This window comes from Stappia sp. G46H5W, assembly GCF_058448995.1.
In genome coordinates this window covers 215,644-241,105 of the sequence record NZ_JBZFLL010000001.1, presented here as the reverse complement: position 1 = coordinate 241,105, position 25,462 = coordinate 215,644, and the positions used below count along the sequence as shown (strand labels likewise).

Annotated in this window: 23 protein-coding genes; 16 read left to right on the top strand and 7 right to left on the bottom strand. The window is 66.1% G+C overall.

What is annotated here, in order from left to right; translation table 11 throughout:
- Positions 1-120: 120 nt before the first annotated feature.
- Complete coding sequence (gene galE, locus ACVJ6E_RS00930) at positions 121-1,116, bottom strand: UDP-glucose 4-epimerase GalE (protein WP_120270863.1); 996 nt, start codon at positions 1,114-1,116, stop codon at positions 121-123.
- A gap of 313 nt (positions 1,117-1,429) precedes the next feature.
- Between galE and ACVJ6E_RS00925 the strand changes: the two genes are divergently transcribed.
- From ACVJ6E_RS00925 to ACVJ6E_RS00890, 8 genes are all read left to right on the top strand, one after another.
- Positions 1,430-2,749, top strand: coding sequence for a UDP-glucose dehydrogenase family protein (locus ACVJ6E_RS00925; RefSeq protein WP_120270864.1), 1,320 nt, complete (start codon positions 1,430-1,432; stop codon positions 2,747-2,749).
- Between the two features lie 54 nt (positions 2,750-2,803).
- Positions 2,804-3,652, top strand: a complete 849-nt coding sequence (cysQ, locus tag ACVJ6E_RS00920) for a 3'(2'),5'-bisphosphate nucleotidase CysQ (RefSeq protein WP_120270916.1) — start codon at positions 2,804-2,806, stop codon at positions 3,650-3,652.
- A 634-nt stretch (positions 3,653-4,286) separates the two neighbouring features.
- A complete protein-coding gene (gene cysD, locus ACVJ6E_RS00915; protein WP_120270865.1) occupies positions 4,287-5,192 on the top strand; it encodes a sulfate adenylyltransferase subunit CysD in 906 nt (301 codons plus the stop codon).
- A gap of 10 nt (positions 5,193-5,202) precedes the next feature.
- Positions 5,203-7,089, top strand: a complete 1,887-nt coding sequence (gene cysN / locus ACVJ6E_RS00910) for a sulfate adenylyltransferase subunit CysN (RefSeq protein WP_120270866.1) — start codon at positions 5,203-5,205, stop codon at positions 7,087-7,089.
- 174 nt (positions 7,090-7,263) lie between these two features.
- Entirely contained in the window at positions 7,264-8,274 is a 1,011-nt protein-coding gene (locus ACVJ6E_RS00905; protein ID WP_120270867.1) for an ABC transporter substrate-binding protein, read from the top strand.
- 171 nt (positions 8,275-8,445) lie between these two features.
- A complete protein-coding gene (locus ACVJ6E_RS00900; protein WP_120270917.1) occupies positions 8,446-9,234 on the top strand; it encodes an ABC transporter ATP-binding protein in 789 nt (262 codons plus the stop codon).
- Entirely contained in the window at positions 9,231-9,995 is a 765-nt protein-coding gene (locus tag ACVJ6E_RS00895) for an ABC transporter permease (protein ID WP_067340180.1), read from the top strand. Before ACVJ6E_RS00900 ends, ACVJ6E_RS00895 begins: the two co-directional genes overlap by 4 nt.
- 115 nt (positions 9,996-10,110) lie before the next feature.
- Complete coding sequence (locus ACVJ6E_RS00890; RefSeq protein WP_067222230.1) at positions 10,111-10,956, top strand: class I SAM-dependent methyltransferase; 846 nt, start codon at positions 10,111-10,113, stop codon at positions 10,954-10,956.
- A 21-nt stretch (positions 10,957-10,977) separates the two neighbouring features.
- On the opposite strand, the gene ACVJ6E_RS00885 is transcribed toward ACVJ6E_RS00890, so the two are convergent.
- The 6 genes from ACVJ6E_RS00885 to ACVJ6E_RS00860 all read right to left on the bottom strand — a co-directional run bounded on the left by ACVJ6E_RS00885 (position 10,978) and on the right by ACVJ6E_RS00860 (position 17,495).
- Positions 10,978-12,075 (bottom strand): hypothetical protein, encoded by a 1,098-nt coding sequence (locus tag ACVJ6E_RS00885; protein WP_120270868.1) that lies wholly within the window; start codon positions 12,073-12,075, stop codon positions 10,978-10,980.
- 27 nt (positions 12,076-12,102) lie between these two features.
- Positions 12,103-13,464 (bottom strand): KpsE/RkpR family capsule polysaccharide export protein, encoded by a 1,362-nt coding sequence (locus ACVJ6E_RS00880; RefSeq protein WP_120270869.1) that lies wholly within the window; start codon positions 13,462-13,464, stop codon positions 12,103-12,105.
- A gap of 79 nt (positions 13,465-13,543) precedes the next feature.
- A complete protein-coding gene (locus tag ACVJ6E_RS00875; protein WP_120270870.1) occupies positions 13,544-14,830 on the bottom strand; it encodes a hypothetical protein in 1,287 nt (428 codons plus the stop codon).
- A gap of 28 nt (positions 14,831-14,858) precedes the next feature.
- Positions 14,859-15,512 (bottom strand): ABC transporter ATP-binding protein, encoded by a 654-nt coding sequence (locus ACVJ6E_RS00870; RefSeq protein WP_120270871.1) that lies wholly within the window; start codon positions 15,510-15,512, stop codon positions 14,859-14,861.
- Positions 15,509-16,294, bottom strand: a complete 786-nt coding sequence (locus tag ACVJ6E_RS00865; protein ID WP_158592765.1) for an ABC transporter permease — start codon at positions 16,292-16,294, stop codon at positions 15,509-15,511. Before ACVJ6E_RS00865 ends, ACVJ6E_RS00870 begins: the two co-directional genes overlap by 4 nt.
- A 106-nt stretch (positions 16,295-16,400) precedes the next feature.
- The gene (locus tag ACVJ6E_RS00860) at positions 16,401-17,495 is read right to left on the bottom strand and encodes an NAD(P)/FAD-dependent oxidoreductase (RefSeq protein WP_120270873.1); all 1,095 of its coding nucleotides are present in this window, start codon (positions 17,493-17,495) and stop codon (positions 16,401-16,403) included.
- A gap of 199 nt (positions 17,496-17,694) precedes the next feature.
- Between ACVJ6E_RS00860 and rfbC the strand changes: the two genes are divergently transcribed.
- From rfbC to cysD (ACVJ6E_RS00820), 8 genes are all read left to right on the top strand, one after another.
- Positions 17,695-18,252, top strand: coding sequence for a dTDP-4-dehydrorhamnose 3,5-epimerase (gene rfbC, locus ACVJ6E_RS00855; RefSeq protein WP_120270874.1), 558 nt, complete (start codon positions 17,695-17,697; stop codon positions 18,250-18,252).
- Between the two features lie 233 nt (positions 18,253-18,485).
- On the top strand, positions 18,486-19,508 hold the full coding sequence (locus ACVJ6E_RS00850) for an SDR family oxidoreductase (protein WP_120270875.1): 1,023 nt from the start codon (positions 18,486-18,488) through the stop codon (positions 19,506-19,508).
- A 7-nt stretch (positions 19,509-19,515) separates the two neighbouring features.
- The gene (rfbD, locus tag ACVJ6E_RS00845) at positions 19,516-20,391 is read left to right on the top strand and encodes a dTDP-4-dehydrorhamnose reductase (protein ID WP_120270876.1); all 876 of its coding nucleotides are present in this window, start codon (positions 19,516-19,518) and stop codon (positions 20,389-20,391) included.
- Positions 20,388-21,257 (top strand): glucose-1-phosphate thymidylyltransferase RfbA, encoded by an 870-nt coding sequence (rfbA, locus tag ACVJ6E_RS00840; RefSeq protein ID WP_120270877.1) that lies wholly within the window; start codon positions 20,388-20,390, stop codon positions 21,255-21,257. Before rfbD ends, rfbA begins: the two co-directional genes overlap by 4 nt.
- Before the next feature lie 11 nt (positions 21,258-21,268).
- Entirely contained in the window at positions 21,269-22,591 is a 1,323-nt protein-coding gene (locus ACVJ6E_RS00835) for a rhamnan synthesis F family protein (RefSeq protein WP_120270878.1), read from the top strand.
- A 17-nt stretch (positions 22,592-22,608) separates the two neighbouring features.
- Positions 22,609-23,478: a class I SAM-dependent methyltransferase gene (locus ACVJ6E_RS00830; protein ID WP_158592766.1), complete on the top strand. Its 870-nt coding sequence runs from the start codon at positions 22,609-22,611 to the stop codon at positions 23,476-23,478.
- Complete coding sequence (locus ACVJ6E_RS00825) at positions 23,478-24,230, top strand: class I SAM-dependent methyltransferase (protein WP_120270879.1); 753 nt, start codon at positions 23,478-23,480, stop codon at positions 24,228-24,230. The genes ACVJ6E_RS00830 and ACVJ6E_RS00825 overlap by 1 nt, the downstream gene beginning before the upstream one ends.
- A 323-nt stretch (positions 24,231-24,553) precedes the next feature.
- A complete protein-coding gene (gene cysD / locus ACVJ6E_RS00820) occupies positions 24,554-25,462 on the top strand; it encodes a sulfate adenylyltransferase subunit CysD (RefSeq protein ID WP_185926480.1) in 909 nt (302 codons plus the stop codon).

Sequence of the window (25,462 nt, the reverse complement as noted above, 5' to 3'; positions counted from 1 at the left end):
TTCAAAGCGTCGATAATAAGGCAATATTGCATCGCAGCATGGATTTCTCCAGATATTTGTGCCCTTACGGAATCTTTGAGCCCGCTATCTGAAATGTCTCATCTTTCAAGATGATGACACTCAGCTCTCGCTGCGTTGCAAAAGCTTGCGCTCCCAGGCAAGGGCATGTCCTGCGATCATGTCGATGTCGTCATGGGCAGGTGTCCAGTCGAGCCTTGCGAGAATCTGCCGGTTGTCGGCGATGACGCTGGCGATGTCGCCGGGCCGGCGCGGGCCGGTGCGCACGGCAAAGTCCTTGCCGGACGCGCGCTTCACCGCGGAAATCGTCTCCAGGACGGTGTATCCGCGCCCATAGCCGCAATTGAGGGTGAAGCCGGCATCGCCCGCCCGCAGCTTCTGCAGGGCAAGGTAATGCGCCTCCACAAGGTCGGCGATGTGGATGAAGTCGCGCTCGGCGGTGCCGTCGCGCGTGGGGTAGTCGATGCCGTGGATGGTCAGCCCGTCGCGCAGGCCGAGCGCGGCCTCGCAGGCGACCTTGAGCAGATGCCCCGCGCCCCGCGTCGAATGGCCGGTGCGCCCCTGCGGATCGGCGCCGGCGACGTTGAAATAGCGCAGCACGCCGCAGCGCAGCCCGTGGGCGCCGGCGATGTCGGACAGCATCCGCTCGCTCATCAGCTTGGACATGCCATAGGGCGAGGCGGGCTGCGTCGGCGCCTTTTCGTTCACCGGGCGGCCGCCGACCTCGCCATAGACGGCGGCGGTGGAGGAGAAGATGAAATTGGAGATGCCGGCCGCGCGGCATCCCTCGACCAGCGCCAGCGTCGCGCAGGTGTTGTTGCGATAGTATCTCTCGGGATGTTCGACGGATTCGGGCACGGAGACCGATCCGGCGAAATGCAGCACCGCGTCGACCGGCTCGCCGGCGAGATCCAGCGCATGGGCAAGGGCTTGGCCATCGGCGACATCGCCGCGGTGGAAAAGGGCAGCCGGGGGCACCGACCATTCGTGCCCGCCCTGAAGGCTGTCGAGAATGACGACGCGCTCGCCCGCGTCCAGCAGGCGCCAAGCCATGTGGCTGCCAATGTAACCGGCGCCGCCGGTCACAAGAACTGCCATGTTCCCCTCCTGCCGATGATCGCCGCCAATTGATCGCGGCGGCGCGCACAACGCCCGTCCGCGCGTGCCCGCCTCAGCCGTGTTAGCGGGTTGACAAACCGGTGGCAAGCGAACAGGAACGCAGCGGACCGGCATGCCTTGACGCTGGGACCGTGCGCGCAGCGCACGAGACCCGAAGGGACGCCAGGACCCGGGACGCCTGTCGGGGTTCCGCCTGCAGATCGTGACGTGAACAGCACCGGTACGGCCCCGCGGCGCCGCCTCCCGCCCGACCGCAAGGCCCCTCTCTTTCCAGGAAAGTCCAGGAGCACGCATGCGTATCGCAATGATTGGCACCGGCTATGTCGGCCTGGTTTCGGGTGTCTGCTTTTCCGAGTTCGGCTTCGACGTCACCTGCGTCGACATCGACGCCAGCAAGATCGAGCGGCTCAATGCGGGCGAGGTGCCCATCTACGAGCCCGGCCTCGACGGGCTGATCGAGCGGAACCTCTCCGCCGGGCGCCTGTCCTTCACCACGGATTTCGACACGGCCGTGGCCAGGGCCGATGTGGTCTTCGTCGCGGTCGGCACGCCCTCGCGCCGCGGCGATGGCGAGGCGGATCTCACCTACGTCTATGCCGCCGCGCGCCAGATCGCCAAGGCGATGCGGCCGGGCACGGTGGTCGTGATCAAGTCGACCGTGGTGGTCGGCACCTGCCGGAAGGTGGCCGAGATCATCCGCGAGGAGCGGCCGGGCGTCGACTTCTCCGTCGCCTCCAACCCGGAATTCCTGCGCGAAGGCTCGGCCATCGAGGACTTCATGCGTCCCGACCGCGTGGTGGTCGGCGCCGAGGACGAGCGTGCGGAAACCGCGCTGCGCCGCCTCTACCGGCCGCTCTACCTGCGCGAGACGCCGATCCTCGTCACCTCGTTGGAAAATGCCGAGCTGACCAAATACGCGGCCAACGCCTTCCTGGCGGTGAAGATCACCTTCATCAACGAGATCGCCAACCTGTGCGAGAAGGTCGGCGGCGACGTGCAGAAGGTGGCGAGCGGCATCGGCCTCGACAACCGCATCGGCTCCAAGTTCCTGCATGCCGGTCCCGGCTTCGGCGGCTCGTGCTTCCCCAAGGACACGACCGCGCTGGCCGCCACCGGCCTGAAGCACGGCGCGCCGCAGCGGCTGGTGGAAACCACGATCGCCGTCAACGAGGAGCGCAAGCGGCAGATGGCCGAACGGGTGCTGGCGGCGCTCGGGCCCGACACTGCCGGCAAGCGTGTCGGCATTCTCGGCATCGCCTTCAAGCCCAATACCGACGACGTGCGCGACGCCCCCTCGCTGGTGATCGTACCGGCGCTGCAGGCGGCCGGCGTCACCGTGGTCGCCCACGATCCGGAGGCGCGCGGCCAGGCCGAGCCGCTGCTGCCGGGCCTGGAGTGGCGGGCCAACCCCTATGACGTCGCCGACGAGGTGGACGTCCTTGCGGTGATCACCGAGTGGAACACCTATCGCGGCCTCGACCTTGCCGAGATCGCCCGGCGCATGCGCGGGCGCGCGGTGGTCGACATGCGCAACATCTGGCAGGGCTCGGATGTGATCGCCGCCGGCCTCGATTATCAGGGCATCGGCAAGACGCCGCTTTCCATCGGCTGACGCGCCCGACAGATCACCTCTCGCGCAACACATGACCGGAGACAGGCCATGCGGATGACGGACGACATGCAGGCGCTCAGGGCGCTCTGCCTCGAGGCGGGCGCGGTGCTGCTCGACTTTTTCCACGGCGGCGTCGCGGTAGAGAGCAAGGCCGACGACAGCCCGGTGACCGAAGCCGACCGCCGGGCCGAGGCGATCATCCTTGCCGGACTTGCCAAGGCGTTTCCGGGCGTGCCGGTGGTCGCGGAGGAAGAAGTCTCCGCCGGCCGGCTGCCCGAGGCTGTCGGCGAGCGGTTCTTCCTCGTCGATCCGCTGGACGGCACGCGCGAGTTCATCTCCGGCCGCGGCGACTTCACGGTGAACATCGCACTGGTGGAAAAGGGCGTGCCCGTCATGGGCGCGGTCTACGCGCCGCATCGCGGTGCGCTCTATCTCGGGCGGCTGGGCGAGGGTGCGGTGGAGGAGACGGTCGCGGTGGACAGCGCCGGCGCCGGCGGCGAGGTCGTGCCGCTGCGCGTGCGGGCCGAGCCGAAGGTGCCGCCGGTTGCGGTGGCCAGCCGCTCGCACCGGGACGCGGAGACCGACGCGCTGCTCTCCGCAATGGGTGTGACGGATACGGTCAGCGTCGGCTCGTCGCTGAAGTTCTGCCTGGTGGCGCGCGGGGAGGCGGATCTTTATCCGCGCTTCGGGCGGACGATGGAGTGGGATACGGCCGCAGGCCACGGCGTGCTGCTGGCCGCCGGCGGCAGCGTCTGCCGCCTCGACGGCGAGCCTTTCCTCTATGGCAAGCGCAACCAGCCGCATGACTCGGATTTCGCAAATCCGGGTTTTCTGGCGGCGGGAACGGCCGACCTGGTGCGCGCGGCCGCCGCGAAAGTGGCCGAGGCGTCCGCTGCCGGCTGACGCCAAAGGAACGCTGAGTGCGGGAGGGCTCGAGTGTCCTCGCTCCCGCTCCGGGAACGAATAGGCCCCGGATCTCGCGATGCTCGTCCGGGGTGACGGCAGAGGGGATTCGAGGCCATGCCTCTCTCTCCGAGGTCATCCCGGCCGCAGGCGAAGCCGGAGAGCCGGGACCCATTGGTACCCTCGGCAGGTGTTTGTCGCTCCAACCTCTCCCCAGCGTCTTCCCGGACGAGGCCGAAGACCGAAGATCTGGCATCGGGGAGGCAGGGTGATTCCCTCTTTTTCTGAGCGCACCTCACACTCCCTCGGCTCTCCGGTCCCGGGTCGCGCTTCGCTTGCCCGGGATGACGAACCGAGAGGGCGGTGCGCGAGAGTGAGCGCCGTGCGGGAACGCGTCGCCAGTCTCCACCGCTGTCATCGCGGCCCAAAGGGTCGTCGAAGCGTCCGCAAAAGCTGCGAAATGACAGAGATTTTTTAAGGAGCGCCGCTTGTCGGCAATCCTGTTTCTCGCGCTTGTGCGCGCGGCTCCTTAAGTCGTGGACGATAGCTGCCGGGAGCAGTTGACGGAACGGGGACGCAGGGGCGCTCCCGCCGTCTTCGTGCCTCTCCCGGCCTCGTGCACGAGGAGACGTCCGTGTCCAACCGGGGAAGCCATCTGCGCCGTCTGGAGGCGCAATCCATCGAGATCATCCGAGAGGTCGTCGCCGAGATGTTGCGACCGGTGATGCTCTATTCGATCGGCAAGGATTCGAGCGTCATGCTCCATCTGGCGCGCAAGGCGTTTTACCCTGCGCCGCCGCCGTTTCCGCTGCTCCACATCGACACGACCTGGAAGTTCCGCGAGATGATCGCGTTCCGCGACCGGATGGCGGCGGAAGCGGGCATGGAACTGCTGACCCACAGCAACCAGCAGGGACTGGCCGACGGCATCAACCCGTTCGACCATGGCTCGTCCTACTACACCCAGGTGATGAAGACCGACGCGCTGAAGCAGGCGCTGTCGCACTACGGCTTCGACGCGGCCTTCGGCGGCGCGCGGCGCGACGAGGAGAAGTCGCGCTCCAAGGAGCGGGTGTTCTCCTTCCGCACCTCCTCGCATGGCTGGGACCCCAAGAACCAGCGCCCGGAGCTGTGGTCGATCTTCAACACGCGGGTGCGCCCGGGGGAATCGCTGCGCGTCTTCCCCCTGTCCAACTGGACCGAGCTCGACATCTGGCAGTACATCCGCTCCGAGAACATCCCCATCGTGCCGCTCTACTACGCGGCCGAGCGCCCGGTCGTGGAGCGCGACGGCATGCTGGTGATGGTGGACGACGAGCGGCTGCCGCTGCGCCCCGGCGAGGTGCCGCAGATGCGCCAGGTGCGGTTCCGCACCCTCGGCTGCTACCCGCTGACGGCGGCGATCGAGTCGCCCGCCACCACCCTCGACGAAATCGTCACCGAGATGCTTATCGCCCGCACGTCGGAGCGCTCCGGCCGGCTGATCGACCACGACGAGGCGGCGTCGATGGAAAAGAAGAAGCGCGAAGGCTATTTCTGAGGATTGAACGATGAACCAGGCAATGCCTTCTCTCGCCGGTCAGGCGGTCGACCATCTCGGCGATCATGAACAAAAGGGGCTGCTGCGCTTTCTCACCTGCGGCAGCGTCGACGACGGCAAGTCCACGCTGATCGGACGCCTGCTGCACGACACCAAGCGGGTGTTCGAGGATCAGGTGGCGGCCCTGCAGAAGGACTCGCGCAAATACGGCACGCAGGGCGAGGAACTCGACTTCGCGCTGCTGGTCGATGGCCTGGAGGCCGAGCGCGAGCAGGGCATCACCATCGATGTCGCCTATCGCTTCTTCGCCACCGAGGCGCGCAAGTTCATTGTCGCCGACACGCCCGGCCACGAGCAATACACCCGCAACATGGCGACGGGCGCTTCCAACTCGGATCTGGCGATCATCCTGATCGATGCGCGCAAGGGCGTGCTGCAGCAGACCCGCCGCCACTCCTTCATCGTCTCGCTGCTGGGCATCCGCCACGTGGTGGTGGCCGTCAACAAGATGGATCTGGTCAGCTACGACCGCGAAGTGCTGGAGCGGATCCGCGCGGAGTACGAAGCGTTCTCGCAAGGCTTCGGCTTCGAGACGCTGGAAGTGATCCCGATGTCGGCGCTGACCGGCGAGAACGTCACCCGCCGCAGCGAGGCGATGGACTGGCACGACGGTCCGACCCTGCTGGAGCATCTGGAAGCGGTGGATGTCGCCGGCGAGGATCGCCTGGGCCCGTTCCGCATGCCGGTGCAGTGGGTGAACCGCCCGAATCTCGACTTCCGTGGCTATGCCGGCACCGTCGTCAGCGGCGCGATCCGCCCCGGCGACAAGGTGGCGGTGGCCGCGTCCGGGCGCGTTGCCACGGTGGCCCGCATTGCCACGATGGGCGGCGACCTGGACGAGGCGGTGGCGGGCGATGCGGTGACCATCACCCTGCAGGAAGAGGTCGACATCTCGCGCGGCGACGTGCTGAGCACGCCGGAAAGCCGGCCGGAGGTCTCCGACCGCCTGAGCGCCCACGTGATCTGGATGGGCGACCAGGGGCTGCGCACCGACCGCAACTACGTGATCAAGGCCGGCAAGCGCAGCACCACCGGCGTGGTGGCGCGCATCGAGCACGGCATCGACGTCAATTCGCTGAAGCATCTGCCGGCGAGCACGCTGGCGCTGAACGAGATCGGCTTTTGCGAGATCCACCTGAGCGCGCCCATCGCCTTCGACCCCTACGAGGTCAATCGCGAGATGGGCTCCTTCGTGCTGATCGACCCGCTGACCAACCAGACGGTCGGCGCGGGCCTGATCTGGGCCAGCCTCAGGAAGGCGGACAACATCCACCGCCAGGCCTTCGACATCGACCGGGCGGCCCGCGCAAGGCTGACCGGGCAAACGCCGCGGGTGCTGTGGTTCACCGGCCTGTCGGGCGCCGGCAAGTCGACCATCGCCAACCTGGTCGAGCAGCGGCTGCATGCGCAAGGACGGCTGACCTTCCTGCTGGACGGCGACAATGTGCGCCACGGGCTCAACCGCGACCTCGGCTTCTCCGAGGCCGACCGGGTGGAGAACATCCGGCGGGTGGGCGAGGTCTCGCGCCTGTTCACGGAAGCGGGCGTGATCACGCTGGTGTCGTTCATCTCGCCGTTCCGCTCGGACCGGCAGATGGCGCGCGACCTGTTCGCGCCGGGCGAGTTCGTCGAGATCCATGTCCATGCACCGCTGGAAGTGGCCGAGACGCGCGATCCCAAGGGGCTCTACCGCAAGGCGCGGGCCGGCGAGATCAGCAATTTCACCGGCATCGACAGCCCCTACGAGGCGCCGGAAAGCGCCGAACTGGTGCTCGACACGGTGTCGCGGTCGGCCGAGGACCTGGCCGACGAGGTGATCCGCTATCTCGGGCTCTAGGGCCTGAGGCGAAATGCCGAAAAAACCGGCCGGAAGCGATGCCTCCGGCCGGTTTTGCCGTCTTTTTGGGCGGCCTTGCACGCTAATTGAGCGTGAGCCAAAATTGCTTGATAGATGGGCAATTGCGGGGCAGTCTTGCTGGTGACCCTTCATAAAAACACCAGTGGGGACCCTATGCGCAGACTGTTTGGCATTGCCTTCGCCCTGACGCTGGCCGCTCCGGCCGCGATGGCGGAAACCGAGATCAAGTTTACCCTCGACTGGAAGTTCGAGGCCCCGGCCGCTCCCTTCTTTATCGCCCAGGACAAGGGCTATTTCGCCGAGGAAGGCCTCTCCGTCACCATCGACACGGGCGCGGGCTCGCGCGAATCGATCCCGCGGGTCGCCACCGGCGCCTACCAGATGGGCTTCGGCGACATCAACGCGCTGATCAAGCTGCTGGACGAGCAGCCGGACCTGAAGGTCAAGGCCGTGATGATGGCCTACGAGCGCCCACCCTTCGCGGTGATCGGCCGCAAGAGCCTCGGCGTCACTGAGGATCCGAAGTCCCTGGAAGGCAAGAAGCTCGGCGCCCCGCCGCCGGACGCCGCCTTCGGCCAGTGGCCGGCTTTCGTCGACGTCGCCGGGCTCGATACGTCCGGCATGACCATCGAGAATGTCGGCTTCCCGGTGCGCGAGCCGATGCTGGCCCAGGGCCAGGTCGACGCGATCTTCGGCTTCTCCTTCTCCTCGGTGATCAACCTGAAATCGCAGGGCGTGCCGGTGGACGACATCGCCACCATCCTGATGGCGGAAAACGGCCTCGACCTCTACGGCAACGTGGTGATGGTCAACACCGACTTCGCCGAGAGCAATCCGGAAGCGGTGAAGGGCTTCGTCAAGGCGCTGGTGCGCGGCTTCCTCGACACGATCGCCGACCCGGAGGCCTCCGTGCCCTACGTGCTGAAGCGCAACGAGGTGCTGGACCAGGCGACCGAGACCGACCGCATCCTGATGGCCGTGGACGGCTCCATCGCCACCCCGGCGGTGAAGGCCAACGGTTTCGGCGGCGTCGACATGGCCAAGCTCGCCAAGTCGATGGAATACCTGAAGACCTCCATGGGCGTGAGCGACACTCCGCCGGCACCGGAGCGGGTGTTCGACCCCTCCTACCTGCCGCCGGTCGAGGAGCGCATGATCAAGTAAGGGGCCACGCCCGCGCCGCGTCTTCCCGGCGGCACAGGCGGGGAAGGGGAGGCGCGGGCGTCGTTTCCTCGCTCCCCTGGCGCGCGGCCCCCGCATGGCGCTTCGTGCCGGGCGCATCCGCCCGTCCTGCGGCCCGCGCGGCCGCATCACCCTTTGGAGTTTCGCCCGGCCGTGACAGGTTTCGTCGATCTCAACAACATCCGCCTTGCCTATGGCGGGGGCGATGGCACGCTGGCCCTCGACGGCCTGACCATGGCCGTGCAGAAGGGCGAGTTCGCCGCCGTGGTCGGCCCGTCGGGCTGCGGCAAGTCCACCCTGATGAAGCTCGCCACCGGGCTGATCCGCCCGCAGGCGGGCACGGTCGAGGTGGCCGGCAAGGAAGTGGACGGACCCGTCTCCGTCGCCGGCATGGCCTTCCAGAACCCCTCGATGCTGCCCTGGCGCACGACGCTGAAGAACGTCATGCTGCCGCTGGAGATCGTCCAGCCGCACCGGCGCCGGCTGAAGAGCGAATACGAGAGCTACGTCGCCCGGGCCGAGAACCTGCTGGAGATCGTCGGCCTCAAGGGCTTCGGCGACAAGTTTCCCTGGCAGCTGTCGGGCGGCATGCAGCAGCGCGCAAACCTTTGCCGTGCGCTGATCCACGATCCGGCGCTGCTGATGCTGGACGAGCCGTTCGGCGCGCTCGACGCCTTCACCCGCGAGGAACTGTGGCAGGTGATGCGCGACCTGCATGCGGAAAAGGGCTTCACCGTCATTCTCGTTACCCACGACCTGCGCGAGGCGGTGTTCCTGGCCGACCGCGTCTTCGTGATGAGCGCACGCCCCGGCCGCATCATCGTCGAGCGGCAGGTGGACTTCCCGCGCCCCCGGCCCATCGACCTGACCTATGACGGGGGCTTCAACGACATCGTCCACGATCTGCGCGGACACATTGCCGAGGCGAGGGCCGCCGCATGACCAACGATCGCTGGATCAAGGCCGCCCCCTGGCTGTGGACCATCGGCCTGTTCGTCGTCTGGGAGGCGGCGTGCAAGGGCTTCGACATCGCCGTCTTCATCCTGCCGGCGCCGACCGACATCTGGGCCGCCATCGTCAAGTACTGGTCGCCGATCTGGAAGAACTCGCTGCAGACGCTGTTCACCACGACCGTCGGCTTCCTGCTGGCGGTGGCCGGCGGACTGGCGCTGGGGCTGGCCATCGGCTGGAGCCGGGCGATCTATGCGGGCCTCTATCCCTTGATGATCGGCTTCAACTCCGTCCCCAAGGTCGCCGTCGTGCCGATCCTGGTGATCTGGTTCGGCATCGGCACGGTGCCGGCGGTGCTGACCGCGTTCCTGATCGCCTTCTTCCCCATCGTCGTCAACGTGGCGACGGGGCTTGCCACCATCGAGCCGGAGATGGAGGACGTGCTGCGGGCGCTCGGCGCGAAGAAGATGGACATCATGCTGAAGGTCGGCATCCCGCGCTCCATGCCCTATTTCTTCGGCTCGCTGAAGATCGCCATCACGCTGGCCTTCGTCGGCTCGGTGATCTCCGAGACCGTGGCGGCGAATGCCGGCATCGGCCACATGATGCTGGCGGCGCAGTCGCAGTTCAACGTGCCGCTGGTCTGGGCGGGCCTCGTTGCGCTCGCCGTGCTCGGCATCGTCATGTATGCGGCGATGGCCTGGCTGGAAATGCGCATGACCGGCTGGGCGCACCGTTCGGGCCGGCAGTAATCCCTAGCGCGACGGCGCAACACTCCGGCGGAACCTGCCGCCGGAGTGCCGGCAGGGTGTAGGCAAGCGGCGCGCGAGCCTGTAACACGGTCGGCAACAGCCGCCGGAGACCTGCATGTCGTTCCTTTATGTCCTGAAGCGCCGCATCCAGCGGAACCTGCCCAAGCCGCTCCAGCGCAAGCTTCAGGAGGCGATCTATTTCGCGCTCTACCGGCTGTCGCCGGCCCGCCACCAGAACTTCTTCAACAGCGGATTCTCGCCGGCTGAGGCCCCCTGGACGGAGCTGGCCCCCTTCGACCGCGAGCCGCTGCAGTCGACGCTCTACGACAAGGTGCTGTGGGAGTTCACCCGGGAGCTTGCCGGCAACGGGGGCGGGGAGTGGGGCGACATCCTCGACATCGGCTGCGGCCTCGGCGGCGGCGTGCAGGTGGCCCATCACCGCTTCCCGCAGGCGCGGATCACCGGCGTCGACGTCAATTCCAGCGCCGTGAGCGTCTGCCGCAAGCGCCTGCAGCACATCCCCTCGATCCGCATCCTGCAGGGCAATGCCCGCGACCTGCCGCTGGCCGACGGCTCCTTCGACATGATCTTCAGCGTCGGCGCGGCGAGCTATGTCGGCATGGACGCCTTCATGAAGGAAGCGACGCGCGTGCTGCGCCCCGGCGGCGTCCTGAGCTTCTCGGTCGGCTACACGGACAAGGCCTTCGCCGACCAGCGCAAGATCGTCGACGAGCTCTGCGAGAAGAACGGGCTCGACGTGCACAAGGTGGTCGACATCACCGAGAACGTCTTTGCGGCCATCGCCGAGGACGTGCCGCGCCGCCGCGAGCTGATCGAGCGGGTGCCCTGGCCGTTCCGCGACTATGCGAGCGACTGGGCCGACATGCCCGGCACCATGCGCTACCAGGAATATGTCGACGGCCGCCGCCTCGATTATGCGGTCTGCTGCGTCAAGCGCTGAGGCGCGAGGGACGGGGGCGCTTCAACGCCGCTGCGCGGCCTGCGGCATGCCGGAAGAGGCGGGCGGAGCGGGGGCGGCTGCGCCGAACTCGGTGTCGATGACACCGCGCAGCTCGCGGTAGAGCAGGGCGTCGAATTCCAGATATTCCTGCACCTTCTCGATGCCGTGCAGCCGCTCGGCCAGCTCCATCGTGCCCGGCAGCACGTAAGGTTCGTAGCCGCCGAAGATGTCGCGTCCCGTGACTTCCTCGACGCAGGTGTTGAACGCGTCGATCCGCTCCTCGACGCCGACCGCATCGAACTCGGCCAACCGGTCCAGCGCCATGCTGATATGCCGCTCTTCCGGCTCGTCGCCCTGATCGCAGACCAGCGTGCGTACGAAGGGGTCGGCAATCGCCTGCGCCTGCTGCGGGCGCAGCCGCGTGAAGGCGTCGCGCAGCGATTCCTCGCTCTCCAGGTTGAGGGTCTCGCACAGGCCGAACAGGTTCTCGAGTCCGGAGACGAGGTTCTCCAGCAGCTTGCGGTTCGAGGACCGCGAGATCTGCTTGATCATGATCAAGCGCTCGGCGAGCTCCACGATGGGATCGCGCAGCAGCGCGATGCGCATGTATTCGCGGCTCAGCAGGAACTCGGCGATGCGGTTGTGATTGCTGCGGCCCATTACGAACTGCGAATGGGCGTTGTGGTTGATCAGGATGCTGGAGATGGTCGCGAAGGTGATGCGTTCGCTGTTGGTATAGGTCAGGCTGAACAGGTTGCTCGCCATGTTGCGCATGCGGATCTGCGGCACGACGCAAAGGTTGAAGAACATCACCCGCTTTTCGATGCGGAAAGGTGAGGCCGTGTGCCGGTGCACCATCAGCCCGGTTTCCTGCTCGACGAGCTGGACGTTGTCGGCTTTCTGGATGCCCTTGACGATCTTGTCGTCGATGTGGAAGCCGACGAAGCCCGTCGTGTGAAGCCCCAGGTCCTTGATGTCCTGACGGTTCACGTTCGGGCCGATGACGGCGATTTCCTCGTCGTTGACGATGACCTTCACATGCGGCGTGCCGCCAGGATTGTTGGGCACGATCCAGCCGGAGAGGACGCCGTTGGCCTGTCGGTCGATGTGAAACTGCACTGTGCAGGGTCTCCCGGGGCTGTCCCGTCAGATCGCGTGGTCCTTGACCGATGCGACGATCAGCGAGGCGATCGCCCAAAGGACGAAGGAAATGAAGAAGATCATGAAGATGCCTGCGGCAACGCGCGGATAAAGCGCGGTGTCGGGCACGCTGGGGCGAACGATCTCGACCAGGTAGAGCTGCTGGCGCTCCGTCTCCTGCCGGGCCCTCTCGAAGGACGAGGTGGCGATGGAGTAGCGGTTGGCGGCGAACTCCTCCTCCAGCCGCAGGTTCTCGAAGCTGGCGACCACGTCCGAGACGGTGCCGCCGCTGCGCCCCTGCGAGGCCAGCAGGCCCTCCTGCTCGGCGATCTGGGCCTTGACCTCGGCCAGCTCGCGCTCGATCACCTGGCGCGGTGCGAAATCCCGGTCGATCATCGAGGCCGTCGTCTCAAGCCGGGCCTCGAGCTCGATCCGCTTGATCATCAGCTGGGACAGGACCTGGCCGATGGACTCGGCCGTCATGGTCGGGTCGATGATCTCGCTGGCGTTCCGGTAGCGGCGCAGCGCTTCGCGCGCCTCGGCAAGATCGGTGCGGGCGAGTTCCACATCGGCCATGGCGACGCGCAGCGCTTCCTCGCGGGCGCGCCGGGAAATCTCGTTGACGAGCGTCTCGCTCTTTTCCACCACCTGGCGGGCCAGCCAGTCCGCTTCCTCGGCGGAAAAGGCGGTCGCCTCGACGGTGATGATGCCCGATTGGGTGTCGAGCGAGGCGGTGACCCGGTTCTGCCAGTACTCGACGATATCTTCCCAGGTCGCGTCGCTTTCCAGTGTCGCGAAGAAGTCGCCGCGGTCGCGGTTGTACAGGCGGAAGATGGTCTCCTTGCCGCCGACATCCTCGATGATCGCGCGGCTCTTGACGTAGTTGAGCACGGCGAAGCTGTCGGGACTGGTGCCCGAGACGCCGGCGACCTTGGCGACCATGGCCAGCGTGCCGGTGCCGACCTCCTGCTGGGTGTCGCCGCTGCGCACCATGAAGCGGGTCTCGGAGGCGAAGATGTCGGAGGCCAGAACGAGGAAATAGAGCGCGGCGAGAAGGGTCGGGATCATCACGAAGATGCCGAAGGTGCGCAAGAGCCCGCCGCCGCGCCGGCCGCTCGCATCGGTCTCGCGCAGTTCCTTCAGGTCCTCGCGGACGGTCTTCACCAGGCCGGTGACCTGGGCCCCGGCGCGCGCGAGAGGGCCGCGGCGGCGCGGTGCAAGGGCGTCCGCATCGGTGCCGCCGCCGGTCACGGACACGGCGCGGGCGGCAACGGCCTCGGCCCTTGCCGGCTTGTGTCCCGTCTTCGCGTCTTGCGCCTTGTTGCCCCGATCCTTGGTGCCGGGGCGTCGTGAAAGCAGTCTTTGCATCGTCACGTCCAGCGCCTCGCGGGTTCTGCAGCATGCGGGCATGCGGCCCGCAGCACGTGCTCCAGCCTCGCATTCATGGTCATGCCGCCAGATGGTTGCGGACCAGCACCGCAAGCCCGACAAGCGCGCCCCAGGCAGCGACGCACAGCACCAGGACCACGGTCCAGGACCAGATCCGGCGGGGATACTCGGCATCCTCCGGCAGGGTCGGCTGCATCACGACCGCCGTATAGACCTGCCTCCGGTCAGCGTCCAGCCGCGCGCGCTCGTATTCGAGACTGGCCTGGGTGTACTGCTTGCGGGCGATCTCCTGGTCGAGCAGGTAGCGGTCGAACAGCGCCTTGGTGGTGGAGAGCGTCTCGCCGGTGCTGCCGGGCGAGGCGATCTCGCGGCGCAGGCGCGCGATCTCGCCTTCCAGCGTTTCGATCTGCCGGGTCAGGAACTGCATCTGCGGCGTGTCGGCATTCATCGAGCCGAGCAACGTCTGGCGCCGCACCTTCATATCGGTGAGGCGCACCTCCAGCTCGGTCGCGACCGCCGAGATCGACTTGGCATAGGTCTCGGGATCGAGCAGGCCGGTGGTGTTGCGCAGGTTGGCAAGGTCCTCGCTCAGCTTCTTAAGCCGCTCCTGCGCCTGGTCGAGATCCTCGCGGTTGAACTGCAGGAGATCCGTGCGGGCGCGGGCCGACAGGTCGTTGACCAGTTCGTCGATGGCCTCGAGGATCAGCCGGTTCACCTCCTGCGCGTCTTCGGCCGAGAAGGCCTGCACCGTGATGGTGACGATGCCCGACAGGGACTCCACATGGACGCCGACCCGCTCGCGCCAGTAGTCCATGAAATCCTCGATCGGATCGCCTTGCGGAAACCGCGAGAAATAGTCGATGCCGCCCGAGTTGAACTTTCCGAACAGGTCGGTGCGCTCCTGCAGCCGGTCGACCAGCGCGCGGCTGTGGACGTAGCTTTCCACCACCATGGCCTCCTGCATCAGGTTGCCGGTGGGCAGGCCGGTCAGCGACATGAAGGAGGCGGGGGTCGTGGTCTTGAAGTTGCGCAGGGAGAACTGCATCTCGGACTGGTAGCGGTCCGAGGCGACAAGGCCGAAATAGACGCCGGCGACCAGGGCGGGCAGCAGGACCAGAAGCAGCCAGCTGGCGGCGATGGACAGCAGGAACAGCCGCTCGCCGCGGCGGCGCCTGAAGCCGCCGCCGCCGATGACGCGACGGTTCGAGCGGATGCGCCGGCTGGCCTCCTTGAGGGCCGCCGAGATCGCTTCCGTTCGCTTCTCGCTCTTCGGTGCCTTCTCGACGACGTCGCCGCCGCCGCCGAGCACCACGTCTATGAGCGCGTCCGACATCTTCTCCGCCATTCGCCGCAGGCTGTCCCGCCCGCGGCCGCTACATGTTCAACTGCTTGTACATCTCGACCGCATCCGAGACCGAATCGAAGAAATACATCTTTCCATCGGCCAGCACGATGCCACGGTCGCAATACATCTGCACAAGCTCGATGCTGTGCGAGATCATGATCATATCCGAATATTGCTTGCGCTTGTTGAATTCGTCCCGGCAACGCTGCTGGAAGCGGGAGTCGCCGACCGCCATCACCTCGTCGATCAGGTAGCATTCGAAGTCGATCGCCATCGACAGGCCGAAGGCGAGGCGCTGCTGCATGCCGGAGGAATAGGTGCCGAAGGGCGCGTCGATGAAGGGGCCGAGCTCGGAAAAGTCCTCCACGAAGCGCACCGCCTTGCGGATGTCCTGCCGGTAGACGCGGGCGACGAACTGGATGTTCTCCCGGCCGGTCAGCGCCGGATGCAGGCCGCCGGCGAAGCCGAGCGGCCAGGACACGCGCGACTCGCGCACGATGCGCCCGCTGTTGGGCATCTCCGTGCCGGCGATCAGCCGCATCAAGGTCGACTTGCCCGCGCCGTTGATGCCCATGATCCCGTAGCTGACGCCCTTGTCCAGCCGGAAGCTGATGTGGTCCAGCACGATCTTGAGCGTCTTCTGCGTGCGGTAGAACTTGAAGACGTTCTGGAACCTGATCATTTCATCAAGAGCTTTCCGCGAACGGCCCGCTCCGCCGCAAAGCCCAGCAGCAGGATGAAGAGCGAGACCTGCACCACGTACATGGGTTCCACGGTGCTGCCGCCATATCCGTCGTAATACGCGGTGCGCAGCCAGGAAATGCAGTGATAGAGCGGGTTGTAGACGATGTATTCCAGCACCCAGTGCGGCATCATGCTGGGCAGGTAGAGCGCGCCGGAGGTGATCCACTGGGCGATCATGATCAGGATGAAGATCGCCACCCACATGGGAAACAGCACCAGGATCACGCAGCTGAGCAGGCCGACCGAGATGCCGTAGAGAACCGTGACCGCGATGGCGGCGATGGCGATCTCCGGCCGGTTCGGCAGGAAGTCGACGCCGGCGATGTAGAGGATCGTGCAGAAGGCGAGCAGCACGCACATCGCGGTGATCATCTCCAGCAGCGCGCGCGCCAGGATGATGTCGATCACCTTCACCACCGGGAACAGCAGCATCGGCTTGTTCTGCTGGATGGCGAGCATCATCATCCGGCCCGGATACAGGCACAGGATGTAGGGCATGATGCCGGTGCCGAAGAACACCACATTGTTGGTGCCGAGCGGCACGGCCCGGCCGATCGCGACCCAGATGCCGAGCATCGCCAGAAGGTGGGTGAGCGGCCAGGCGACCGCGATGACGAAACCGATCGCCGTGCGCCCGAACCGGGTGCGCATGTCGCGCAGGATGAGGGCGCCCAGCACGGCCTTCTGATTGGCCAGCGCGGCGACGAAGGACGTCGTCATGTCACTCCCGAAGCTTCTGGTCCCGGCCATGCGTGTTGCATTGCGGGATAATTGACCGGGGAACGCGACGATTCCATGGCATGTCCGGGCCGGCGGGGCAATGCGCCTATTCCCCCAGGCGATCGGCGGCGAGCCCGGCAAGCGCCAGCGCCGAGGTCAGGCCGGGCGACTCGATGCCGTAGAGAGCGACGAGGCCGCGATGGCCGTGCTCGCGAGGTCCGTCGATGCGAAAATCGGCCGCCGGCTCGCCGGGGGCGGAGATCTTCGGCCGGACGCCGCTGTAGTCGGGGCGCAGCGAGCCGTCGGCAAGCTCCGGCCAGTACTTGCGGATCTCGGCATAGAAGCCATCCGCCCGGCGCGGGTCCACCGTGTAGTCGAGGCTGTCGATCCATTCCACGTCGGGACCGAAGCGGGCCTGGCCGCCCATGTCGAGCGTCAGGTGGACGCCGAGCCCGCCTGGCTCGGGCACCGGATAGATCAGCCGCGAGAAGGGCGCGCGGCCGGTGACGGAGAAGTAGCAGCCGCGCGCGAAATAGGCCGTCGGCGGCTGCGTGCCGGACAGGAGGGCGGCAAGCGAGGGCGCGCCGTGCCCGGCGGCGATGACGAGATTGCGGCAGGTGAGGGCAAAGCCCTCGGCGCCGTCCTCGACCGTCAGCCGGTAGCCGTCGCCGAGGGCGGCAAGACCCGTGACCTTTGACCCGCAGACCACCTGGCCGCCGCGCGCCTCCAGCCCGCCCTGCAGGGCCATCATGAAGCCGTGGCTGTCGACGATGCCGGTGGACGGGGAGAGCAGGGCGCCCTCGCAGGCAAGGTGCGGCTCCAAGGCCAAAGCGTCGGCGCGCGACAGGAACGCAAGGTCGTCGACACCGTTCGCCTCGGCCCGGGCGCGAATGTCCGAAAGGGTCTCGACCTGCTCCGGCGAGGTCGCGACGATCAGCTTGCCGAGGCGGCGGTGCGGAACCCCGTGCTCGTCGCAGAAGCGGTAGAGCATCTCGCGCCCGGCAAGACAGGCGCGCGCCTTGAGACTGCCGGCCGGATAATAGATGCCGGCGTGGATCACCTCGCTGTTGCGGGCGCTGGTCTGCGAGCCGATGATCGGATGCTCCTCGAGCACCATCACCTCCTGGCCGCGCAGGGCCAGTTCGCGGGCAATGGCAAGGCCGACCGCGCCGGCGCCGATCACCACCGTCTCGACATCCATCCACCGCTCCTTCCCAAGCTGCCGGCAAAGCGCCGCATTTCCATGTGACTTCGCTGTCGCTTAGGCCATCGGCAAGGTCATCGCAACAGGAGGGAGACACTCCGCCTGCGGCGCGGCCTTGTTCGCCCTGGCAGCGTCTTCTATACAACGCCGGGCCCGTTCCGGTGCCCCGAACTCCAAAGGACAGGCATCCGTTTCCATGTCGCTTGACGTTACCAGCCTCGAAATTCCCGAAGTAAAGATTATTCGGCCGAGGAAATTCGGCGATCATCGCGGGTTCTTTTCGGAAGTCTACAACAAGAAGGCTTTCGCGGACGCCGGTATCGATCTCGATTTCATCCAGGACAATCATTCCTACTCGGCGGAAGCGGGGACCCTGCGCGGCCTGCACTACCAGGGCGGCGAGTTCGCCCAGGACAAGCTGGTGCGGTGCGTGCGCGGCCGGATCCTCGACGTTGCCGTCGACATCCGCAAGTCGTCTCCGACCTTCGGAAAATGGGTGTCGGCGGAGATCTCCGCGGCCGAATGGAACCAGATCCTGGTGCCGGTCGGCTTCGCCCACGCCATCCTTACCCTCGAGCCGGATACCGAGATCATCTACAAGGTGACCGGCTACTACGCGCCCACCCACGATTTCGGCATTCGCTGGAACGATCCGGACCTCGGCATCGATTGGGGGATCGCCGAGGACAAGGTGATCCTGTCCGACAAGGACCGGGTGCAGCCGTTCTTCAAGGATGTAATCCACTGGTTCTGACACGTCAGACGCGAGGCGAGCCGGCGCGCGATGACGATTTCTTGAAGATTCGCCAACCTGCGGGTTGATTGGATCGTCTTGCGCTGCAAAATGCGGCCGTCGGTAAACGACGTCGCGTGATCCTGGGCGAGAGTCGGGCAGGGAAGAAGGCATCCGGGGCAGGGTGCCTTCCTGGAAATGCAAGGGGCTGACAGTTCTGTCGGCCTACAACTCGAAACGCGGTCGGTGTTTGCATGGAAACTGTTCTGGTCACAGGCGCGGGCGGCTATATCGGCACGACCCTGGTGCCGTTGCTGCTGGAAGAAGGCTATGCGGTGCGCGCGGTCGACCGCTTCTTCTTCGGCCGAGACCTGTTGCCCGAGCACGAGCGGCTGGAGATCGTCCGCCAGGATGCCCGGCTGATCGACCCGGCGCTGCTGTCCGGCATCGATCACGTGATCGACCTCGTCGCCATCTCCAACGACCCGTCCGGCGAGGAGTTCAGCCGCGAGACCGACCAGATCAACCACATCTCGCGCGTTCGCACCGCCAGGCTCGCCCGCGAGGCCGGCGTCAAGCGCTACGTGCTGCCGTCCTCCTGCAGCCTCTACGGCTTCCAGGAGCCCGGCGTGATCGCCACCGAGACCACCCCGACCAATCCGCTGACCGCCTATGCGCGCGCCAACGAGATGGCCGAACACGGCGTGCTGCCGCTCGCCTCCGACGATTTCACGGTGGTGGTGCTGCGCCAGGCGACGGTCTACGGCTACAGCCCGCGCATGCGCTTCGATCTCGCGATCAACGGCATGGTGTTCGGCGCCTGGAAGACCGGCAAGCTGCCCCTGATGCGCGACGGCAGCCAGTGGCGCCCGATGGTGCATGTGCGCGACACGGCCCGTGCCCAGATCTTCATGCTGAGCGCCCCGGCCGACAGGATCAACGGCCAGATCTTCAACGTCGGCTCGGACGAGAACAACTACCAGATCGGCCCGCTGGCACAGATCGTCGCCGACACGCTGCCGAACGATGTCGCCATCGAATGGTACGGCGACCCCGACCACCGTTCCTACCGGGTTGGCTTCGACAAGATCGAGGCGCTGGGCTTCAAGGCCGAGCTGACCGCGGTCGACGGCGTGCGCGACGTGCTGGCGGCGCTGGAGGACGGGCGCACCGACAAGACGACCCAGACCATCACGCTCGCCTGGTACAAGGAACTCGTGACCTGGCATGAACGCATCAAGGAGCTCGAGCTCAACGGCGGCATCCTGCGCATCTGAGGTTCCCATGAAGACGATCCTTCTTGGTCCCGGCGGCCAGCTCGGTACGGACATCCGCCGGGCGAACGATGCGGCGGGCGGCGTGCTCGACATTGTTCCCGTCGGCCGCGACCGGCTCGACCTTGCCGATTTCGACCGGGTGCGGGAGCTGCTCTCGACGGCCGACTTCGATGTGCTGGTGAACTGCTCCAGCTACCACAAGACCGACGAGGTCGAGGGCAACGCCCAGCAGGCCTTCACCATCAATGCCCATCTGGTTGCGCTGCTCGGCGAACTGGCGCAGGCGAAGTCGGCGCGCTTCGTCCATGTGTCGACCGACTACGTGTTCGGCGGCCAGGACAAGCGGGAGCCTCTCGACGAGGCCGACCCGCGCGCGCCGGTCAACGTCTACGGCGCCAGCAAGGCGATGGGCGAGGATCTGGCCCGGCTCGCCTGCGACAACACGCTGATCCTGCGCGTCGCCTCGCTGTTCGGCGTGGCCGGCGCCAGCGGCAAGGGCGGCAACTTCGTCGAGACGATGATCCGCTTCGGCCGCGAGCGCGGGCACCTGCGCGTCGTTGCCGACCAGCACATGTCGCCGACCTCGACCAAGGACATCGCCGCCGCGCTGCTGACCATGCTGCGCGACGAGGTGCCGGCCGGCACCTGGCATGTGGTGAATTCCGGCGCGACGACCTGGCACGGCTTTGCCGAGGAGATCATCCGCAGGTCCGGGACCAAGGCGAGCGTCGAGGCGATCCCGTCGTCCGAGTTCCCGACGCCGGCACGCCGGCCGGCCTATTCGGTCCTGTCGAACGACAAGCTCTCCAAGGCGATCGGCGCCCCGCGCCCCTGGCAGGAAGCGCTCGACGCGTATCTGGCCGAGAAGGGGTACCTGGCGTGAGAGGCATCGTGCTCGCCGGCGGATCCGGTACCCGCCTTTATCCGCTGACGCGGGTGACCAGCAAGCAGCTGCTGCCGGTCTACGACAAGCCGATGATCTACTACCCGCTATCGGTTCTGATGCTGGCGGGCATCCGCGAGATCCTGATCATCTCCACGCCGCGCGATCTGCCGAGCTACGAGGCGCTGCTGGGCGACGGCAGCCAGTGGGGCATCCGCCTGTCCTACGTGGTGCAGCAGGAGCCGCGGGGCCTGGCGGAAGCCTTCATCCTGGGCGAGCGCTTCATCGACGGCCGCCCCTGCGCCCTCGTGCTCGGCGACAACATCTTCTACGGCCACGGCCTGTCCGAGCGCTTGGTCAAGGCCTCGGCCCTGACCGCCGGCGGCAAGGTGTTCGCCTATCACGTGCAGGACCCGCAGCGTTACGGCGTCGTCGAGTTCGACGAGGCGGGCCGGGCAGTGTCGCTGGAGGAGAAGCCGACGAGCCCGAAGTCGAACTGGGCTGTCGCAGGGCTCTATTTCTACGATGCCAAGGTGGTGGAACATGCCCATCAGGTGCGCCCATCCGCGCGCGGCGAGCTGGAAATCACCGATATCAACCGCCGCTATCTCGAGGCAGGGCAGCTGACGGTGGAAAAGCTCGGCCGGGGCTTTGCCTGGCTCGACACCGGCACCCATGACAGCCTGATGGAGGCTTCGGAATTCATCCGGGCGATCGAGCACCGGCAGGGGCTGAAGGTCGCCTGCCTGGAAGAGATCGCCATGGTGAACCGCTGGATCACCCCGGAAGATGTCGCCGAACTCGCCAAGCCGCTCGCCAAGACGCTGTATGGCGAGTACCTCCTGCAGATCAGCGGACGAAAATAGGCAGACGGAACATGCTCGGGCAGGTCATCCACCCAGTCATCTTCTTCTTCTACAAGATCATCAACCGGCTCTGGTACCTGTACTGGTACTTTGTCGTCATCATGCCGTACGAGGTCTATGCCCGCTTCGTCTGCCGGCTGGACCCCAAGCTCTATTCGGAAAAGCGCCGCATTCTCGGCGTGAGCGAGGGGCGCCGCTCGCATGAGGGCAAGCGCTTCGCGATCTTCGTGATCTACACGAAAGCGGACATCCAGGTTTTCACCCGGACGGCCATCGACGCGCTCAACGCGCGCGGCATCAACATCGTCTTCGTCACCAACATGCGGGCGAGCGGCGAGGTGCGCGAGGACCTGCTGGACAACTGCCATCTCTTGATCGAGCGCGAGAACCTGGGCCGCGACTTCGGCGCCTACAAGGACGGCTTCAGCCTGCTGCGCAAGCGCGAGCCGGTGATCGACAAGCTGATCCTGATGAACGACAGCGTCTATTACCTGCCGACGGGTCTCGACGAGATCTTCGCCAAGCTGGACGCCAACGAGCCGTTCATCGGCCTGACGGAAGTGTTCGAACACCACTACCACGTCCAGTCGTTCCTGCTGGCCTTCAACCGCGACGTGATCGAGGCGCCGGCCTTCCTGGAATATTGGGACAAGTACCTGCCCATCAGCACTCGCCGCTGGTCGGTGCACAAGGGCGAGGTTGGGCTGACCAAATGCGTGCTGCGCAAGGTCGGCCAGGGCCCGCACATCATCGTCAACCCGGTCGAGGTCTACAACATCCTCGTCGGCATGGATTTTGGCGAACTGCGCTCGACCATCGACCTCGTGCCGTTCCGCAACAGGAACCTGTTGCGCAAGCAGCTCTACAAGCTGATCGAGATGCGCTCCAGCCAGGCGATCTCGGAAGAGGCGCTGGCCCAGGGGCAGTTCATCGAGCGCTTCGCCGATCTCGTCAACACGGCCCGGGCCAAGGGCACTTCCCTTGCCGACGACGACGACGTCACCAAGGCGCTGGACCTGCGCTACGACTTCCAGAGCCGGCGCAACCTCAGCGACTTCAAGATGGCCGAGTTCATCGAGGGATACGTCAAGCTTCTGACCGAGCGCAACCAGATCCATTTCGGCGGATTTCTCTACTACAAGTTCCTCGGCATCCCGATCCTGAAGCGCGATCTGGTCTATCGCGGCGTCTACACGTTCGAGCAGATCAACAAGATCATCGACGAGCTCGACCTGCCGTTCGCCGAGGAAATCCGCGTCGACATCCGCAGCAAGGGGATGGGGCGCTACTACAAGGGCCTCAAGAAGGTCCTGTTCCGCTACGGCTCGATCTGAGAATGAGGGCAGCAACCATGGCAAACAGGCTGCTCGGCCGGCTTATCGGCACGCTTGCAGGGGTGCGGCGCGCGGTGTCGCCGCGAAACGCACGCGGGCATCAGGACGCAGCGCTCGACGAGCGCTACGACATGCGCCCGGCACGCGCGGAAAACGCCGTCGACCTGTTCGAGGGCGAATGGTCGGGGGCCCTGCCGGGCCTGCCGCCCAACGGCAAGCCGGCCTTCTACACCGATCCGCGCGTCGACTTCTTCGAGCGCGCCAGCGGCGGGTATGTGAACAAGCACGTGCTGGAGCTGGGGCCGCTGGAGGGCAGCCACACCTACATGCTGCAGATGAAGGGGGCGGCCTCGATCACCTCCATCGAGGCGAACACCCGCGCCTATCTCAAGTGCCTGATCGTCAAGAACAACTACGGGCTGCACAAGGCCCGGTTCCTGCTCGGGGATTTCCTGAAATATCTCGAGGAGGAGCCGCGCCGCTTCGACGCCATCGTCGCGAGCGGCGTGCTCTACCACATGAGCGATCCGGTGGCGCTGATCGAGGCGATGTGCCGGAGCGCCGATGCCATCGGCATCTGGACCCATTACTACGACCACGACATCCTGTCGCGCCATCCGGTCTATGCCAACCGCTTCGCCGCGCCCGAGACGACCGAACATCGCGGCGTGCCGCTGACCATGAGCCGGCAGACCTATGTCCAGCAGGCGCTCGACTGGAAGGGCTTTTGCGGCGGCGCCGAGCGGGTGACCCGCTGGGTCGAGAAGGACTCGCTGCTACGCCTGTTCGACACGCTCGGTTTCGACGTGGAGATCGGCAAGGACGATCCGGGCCATGTCAACGGGCCGGCGCTGACCTTCGTCGCCAGGAAGCGGAAGAGCGCGTGATGGGCGGGATCGTGCAGCGTATCGTCGGCGCGCTGACGGGCGCCAAGGCGCGCGCGGAAGCGGAGAAGCCGCACTTCCAGCGCGACTACGAGCGCCATGTCCGCAATCTCAAGGAGAGCCACCCGCTGGACGAGGCGATGTCGCTGGCCGTCGGCGGGCACTACGACATTCAGGGCCGGATACATCTGGAGTTGCTGCGCTCGCTGGGCCTCAAGGACGGCGACAGCCTGATCGATCTGGGCTGCGGCAGCGGCCGGACCGCAAGGCAGTTGGCCGAGAGCGGCAGCTACGGCTATCTGGGCATCGATGTGGTCAAGGACCTGATCGACTATGCCCGCGCCCATACGCCGGCCGACTACCGCTTCCATATCTCCACGAACCTGAAGATCCCGGCAGAGGATGCGTCCGCCGACATCGTCTACTCGTTCAGCCTGTTCACGCATCTGCTGCACGAGGAAACCTACCTCTACATGGAGGAGGTGAGCCGGGTGCTGCGGCCGGGCGGGACGTTCCTGTTCTCGTTCCTGGAGTTCGGCAATCGCGGCCATTTCCCGGTCTTCCTCGGCAGTGTCGAGCAGCAGAGAAACGGGACGAAGCCGGTGATGAACATGTTCATCGAACGCAATGTGATCGAGCTTTGGGCGGAAAAGCTCGGCTTTGCCGTCGAGAAATACGTTGAGGGATATCGCGAGATCGTGCCGGATGGGCGCCTCGGGCAGACCGGGGCCGTGTTGCGGCGTCTCGAACGCTAGGGCAGGTAGAGAAAAACGTCGGTTTGGGACGCTGTTCCAACGGCTTGATCGCACCGCACCGAGCAACTAGAAGGAGTGCACGGAATGAGTGTCGAAGCGGTTTTCAGCCGCCGGTCCTTCCGTTCGCCAGGGAGCCCGATCATGCCGCGCAAAGGTGCGGCAGGCGGGGGCGGAACAGGCCATCAGAGCCAGTACGGACAATCCGGCAGCCAGGAAGCGGCTCGCCTTGCGCACCACCGCGACGGTCTCGCTGCAAGCGGGACTGCGATGCGGCGCGAGGTGGCTTGATGCATGAGGAAGGGTCGAACTTGCAAGAAGACGTGATGGCGCCCGGCCGCCTCGACAATCTCAGGACGCTCGAGGCGGAAAGCATCCACATCATCCGGGAGGTGGCGGCCGAGTTCCGCAATCCGGTGATGCTCTATTCGATCGGCAAGGATTCCTCCGTCCTGCTGCATCTGGCGATGAAGGCCTTCGCGCCCTCGCGCCTGCCTTTCCCCCTGATGCATGTCGACACGACGTGGAAGTTCCGCGAGATGATCGCCTTTCGCGACGAGACGGCGAAGCGGATCGGCGCGGATCTCATCGTGCATACGAACGAGGACGGCATCCGGCAGGGCATCGGCCCCTTCAGCCACGGCTCCTCCGTGCACACGCATGTGATGAAGACCGAGGCCCTGAAGCAGGCGCTCGACAAGTACGGCTTCGACGCGGCCTTCGGCGGCGCCCGGCGCGACGAGGAAAAGAGCCGCGCCAAGGAGCGCGTCTTCTCGTTCCGCAGCAAGGCCCATGCCTGGGACCCGAAGAACCAGCGTCCGGAACTGTGGAACCTCTATAACGGACGCATCGCCAAGGGCGAGTCGATCCGCGCGTTCCCGCTGTCCAACTGGACCGAGCTCGACATCTGGCAGTACATCCTGCTGGAGAACATCCCCATCGTGCCGCTCTACTACGCCAAGCGGCGGCCGGTGGTGCGGCGCGACGGCATGCTGATCATGGTCGACGACGAGCGCATGCCGATCGGTCCTGACGACCGGGTGGAGGACCTGTTGGTGCGCTTCCGCACGCTCGGTTGCTATCCGCTGACCGGCGCGATCGAGTCCGATGCGGACACGCTGCCGGCGATCATCCGCGAGATGCTGGTTGCCCGCACCTCCGAACGCTCGGGCCGCCTGATCGACCACGACGACAGCGCCTCGATGGAAAAGAAGAAGCGCGAGGGGTATTTCTGA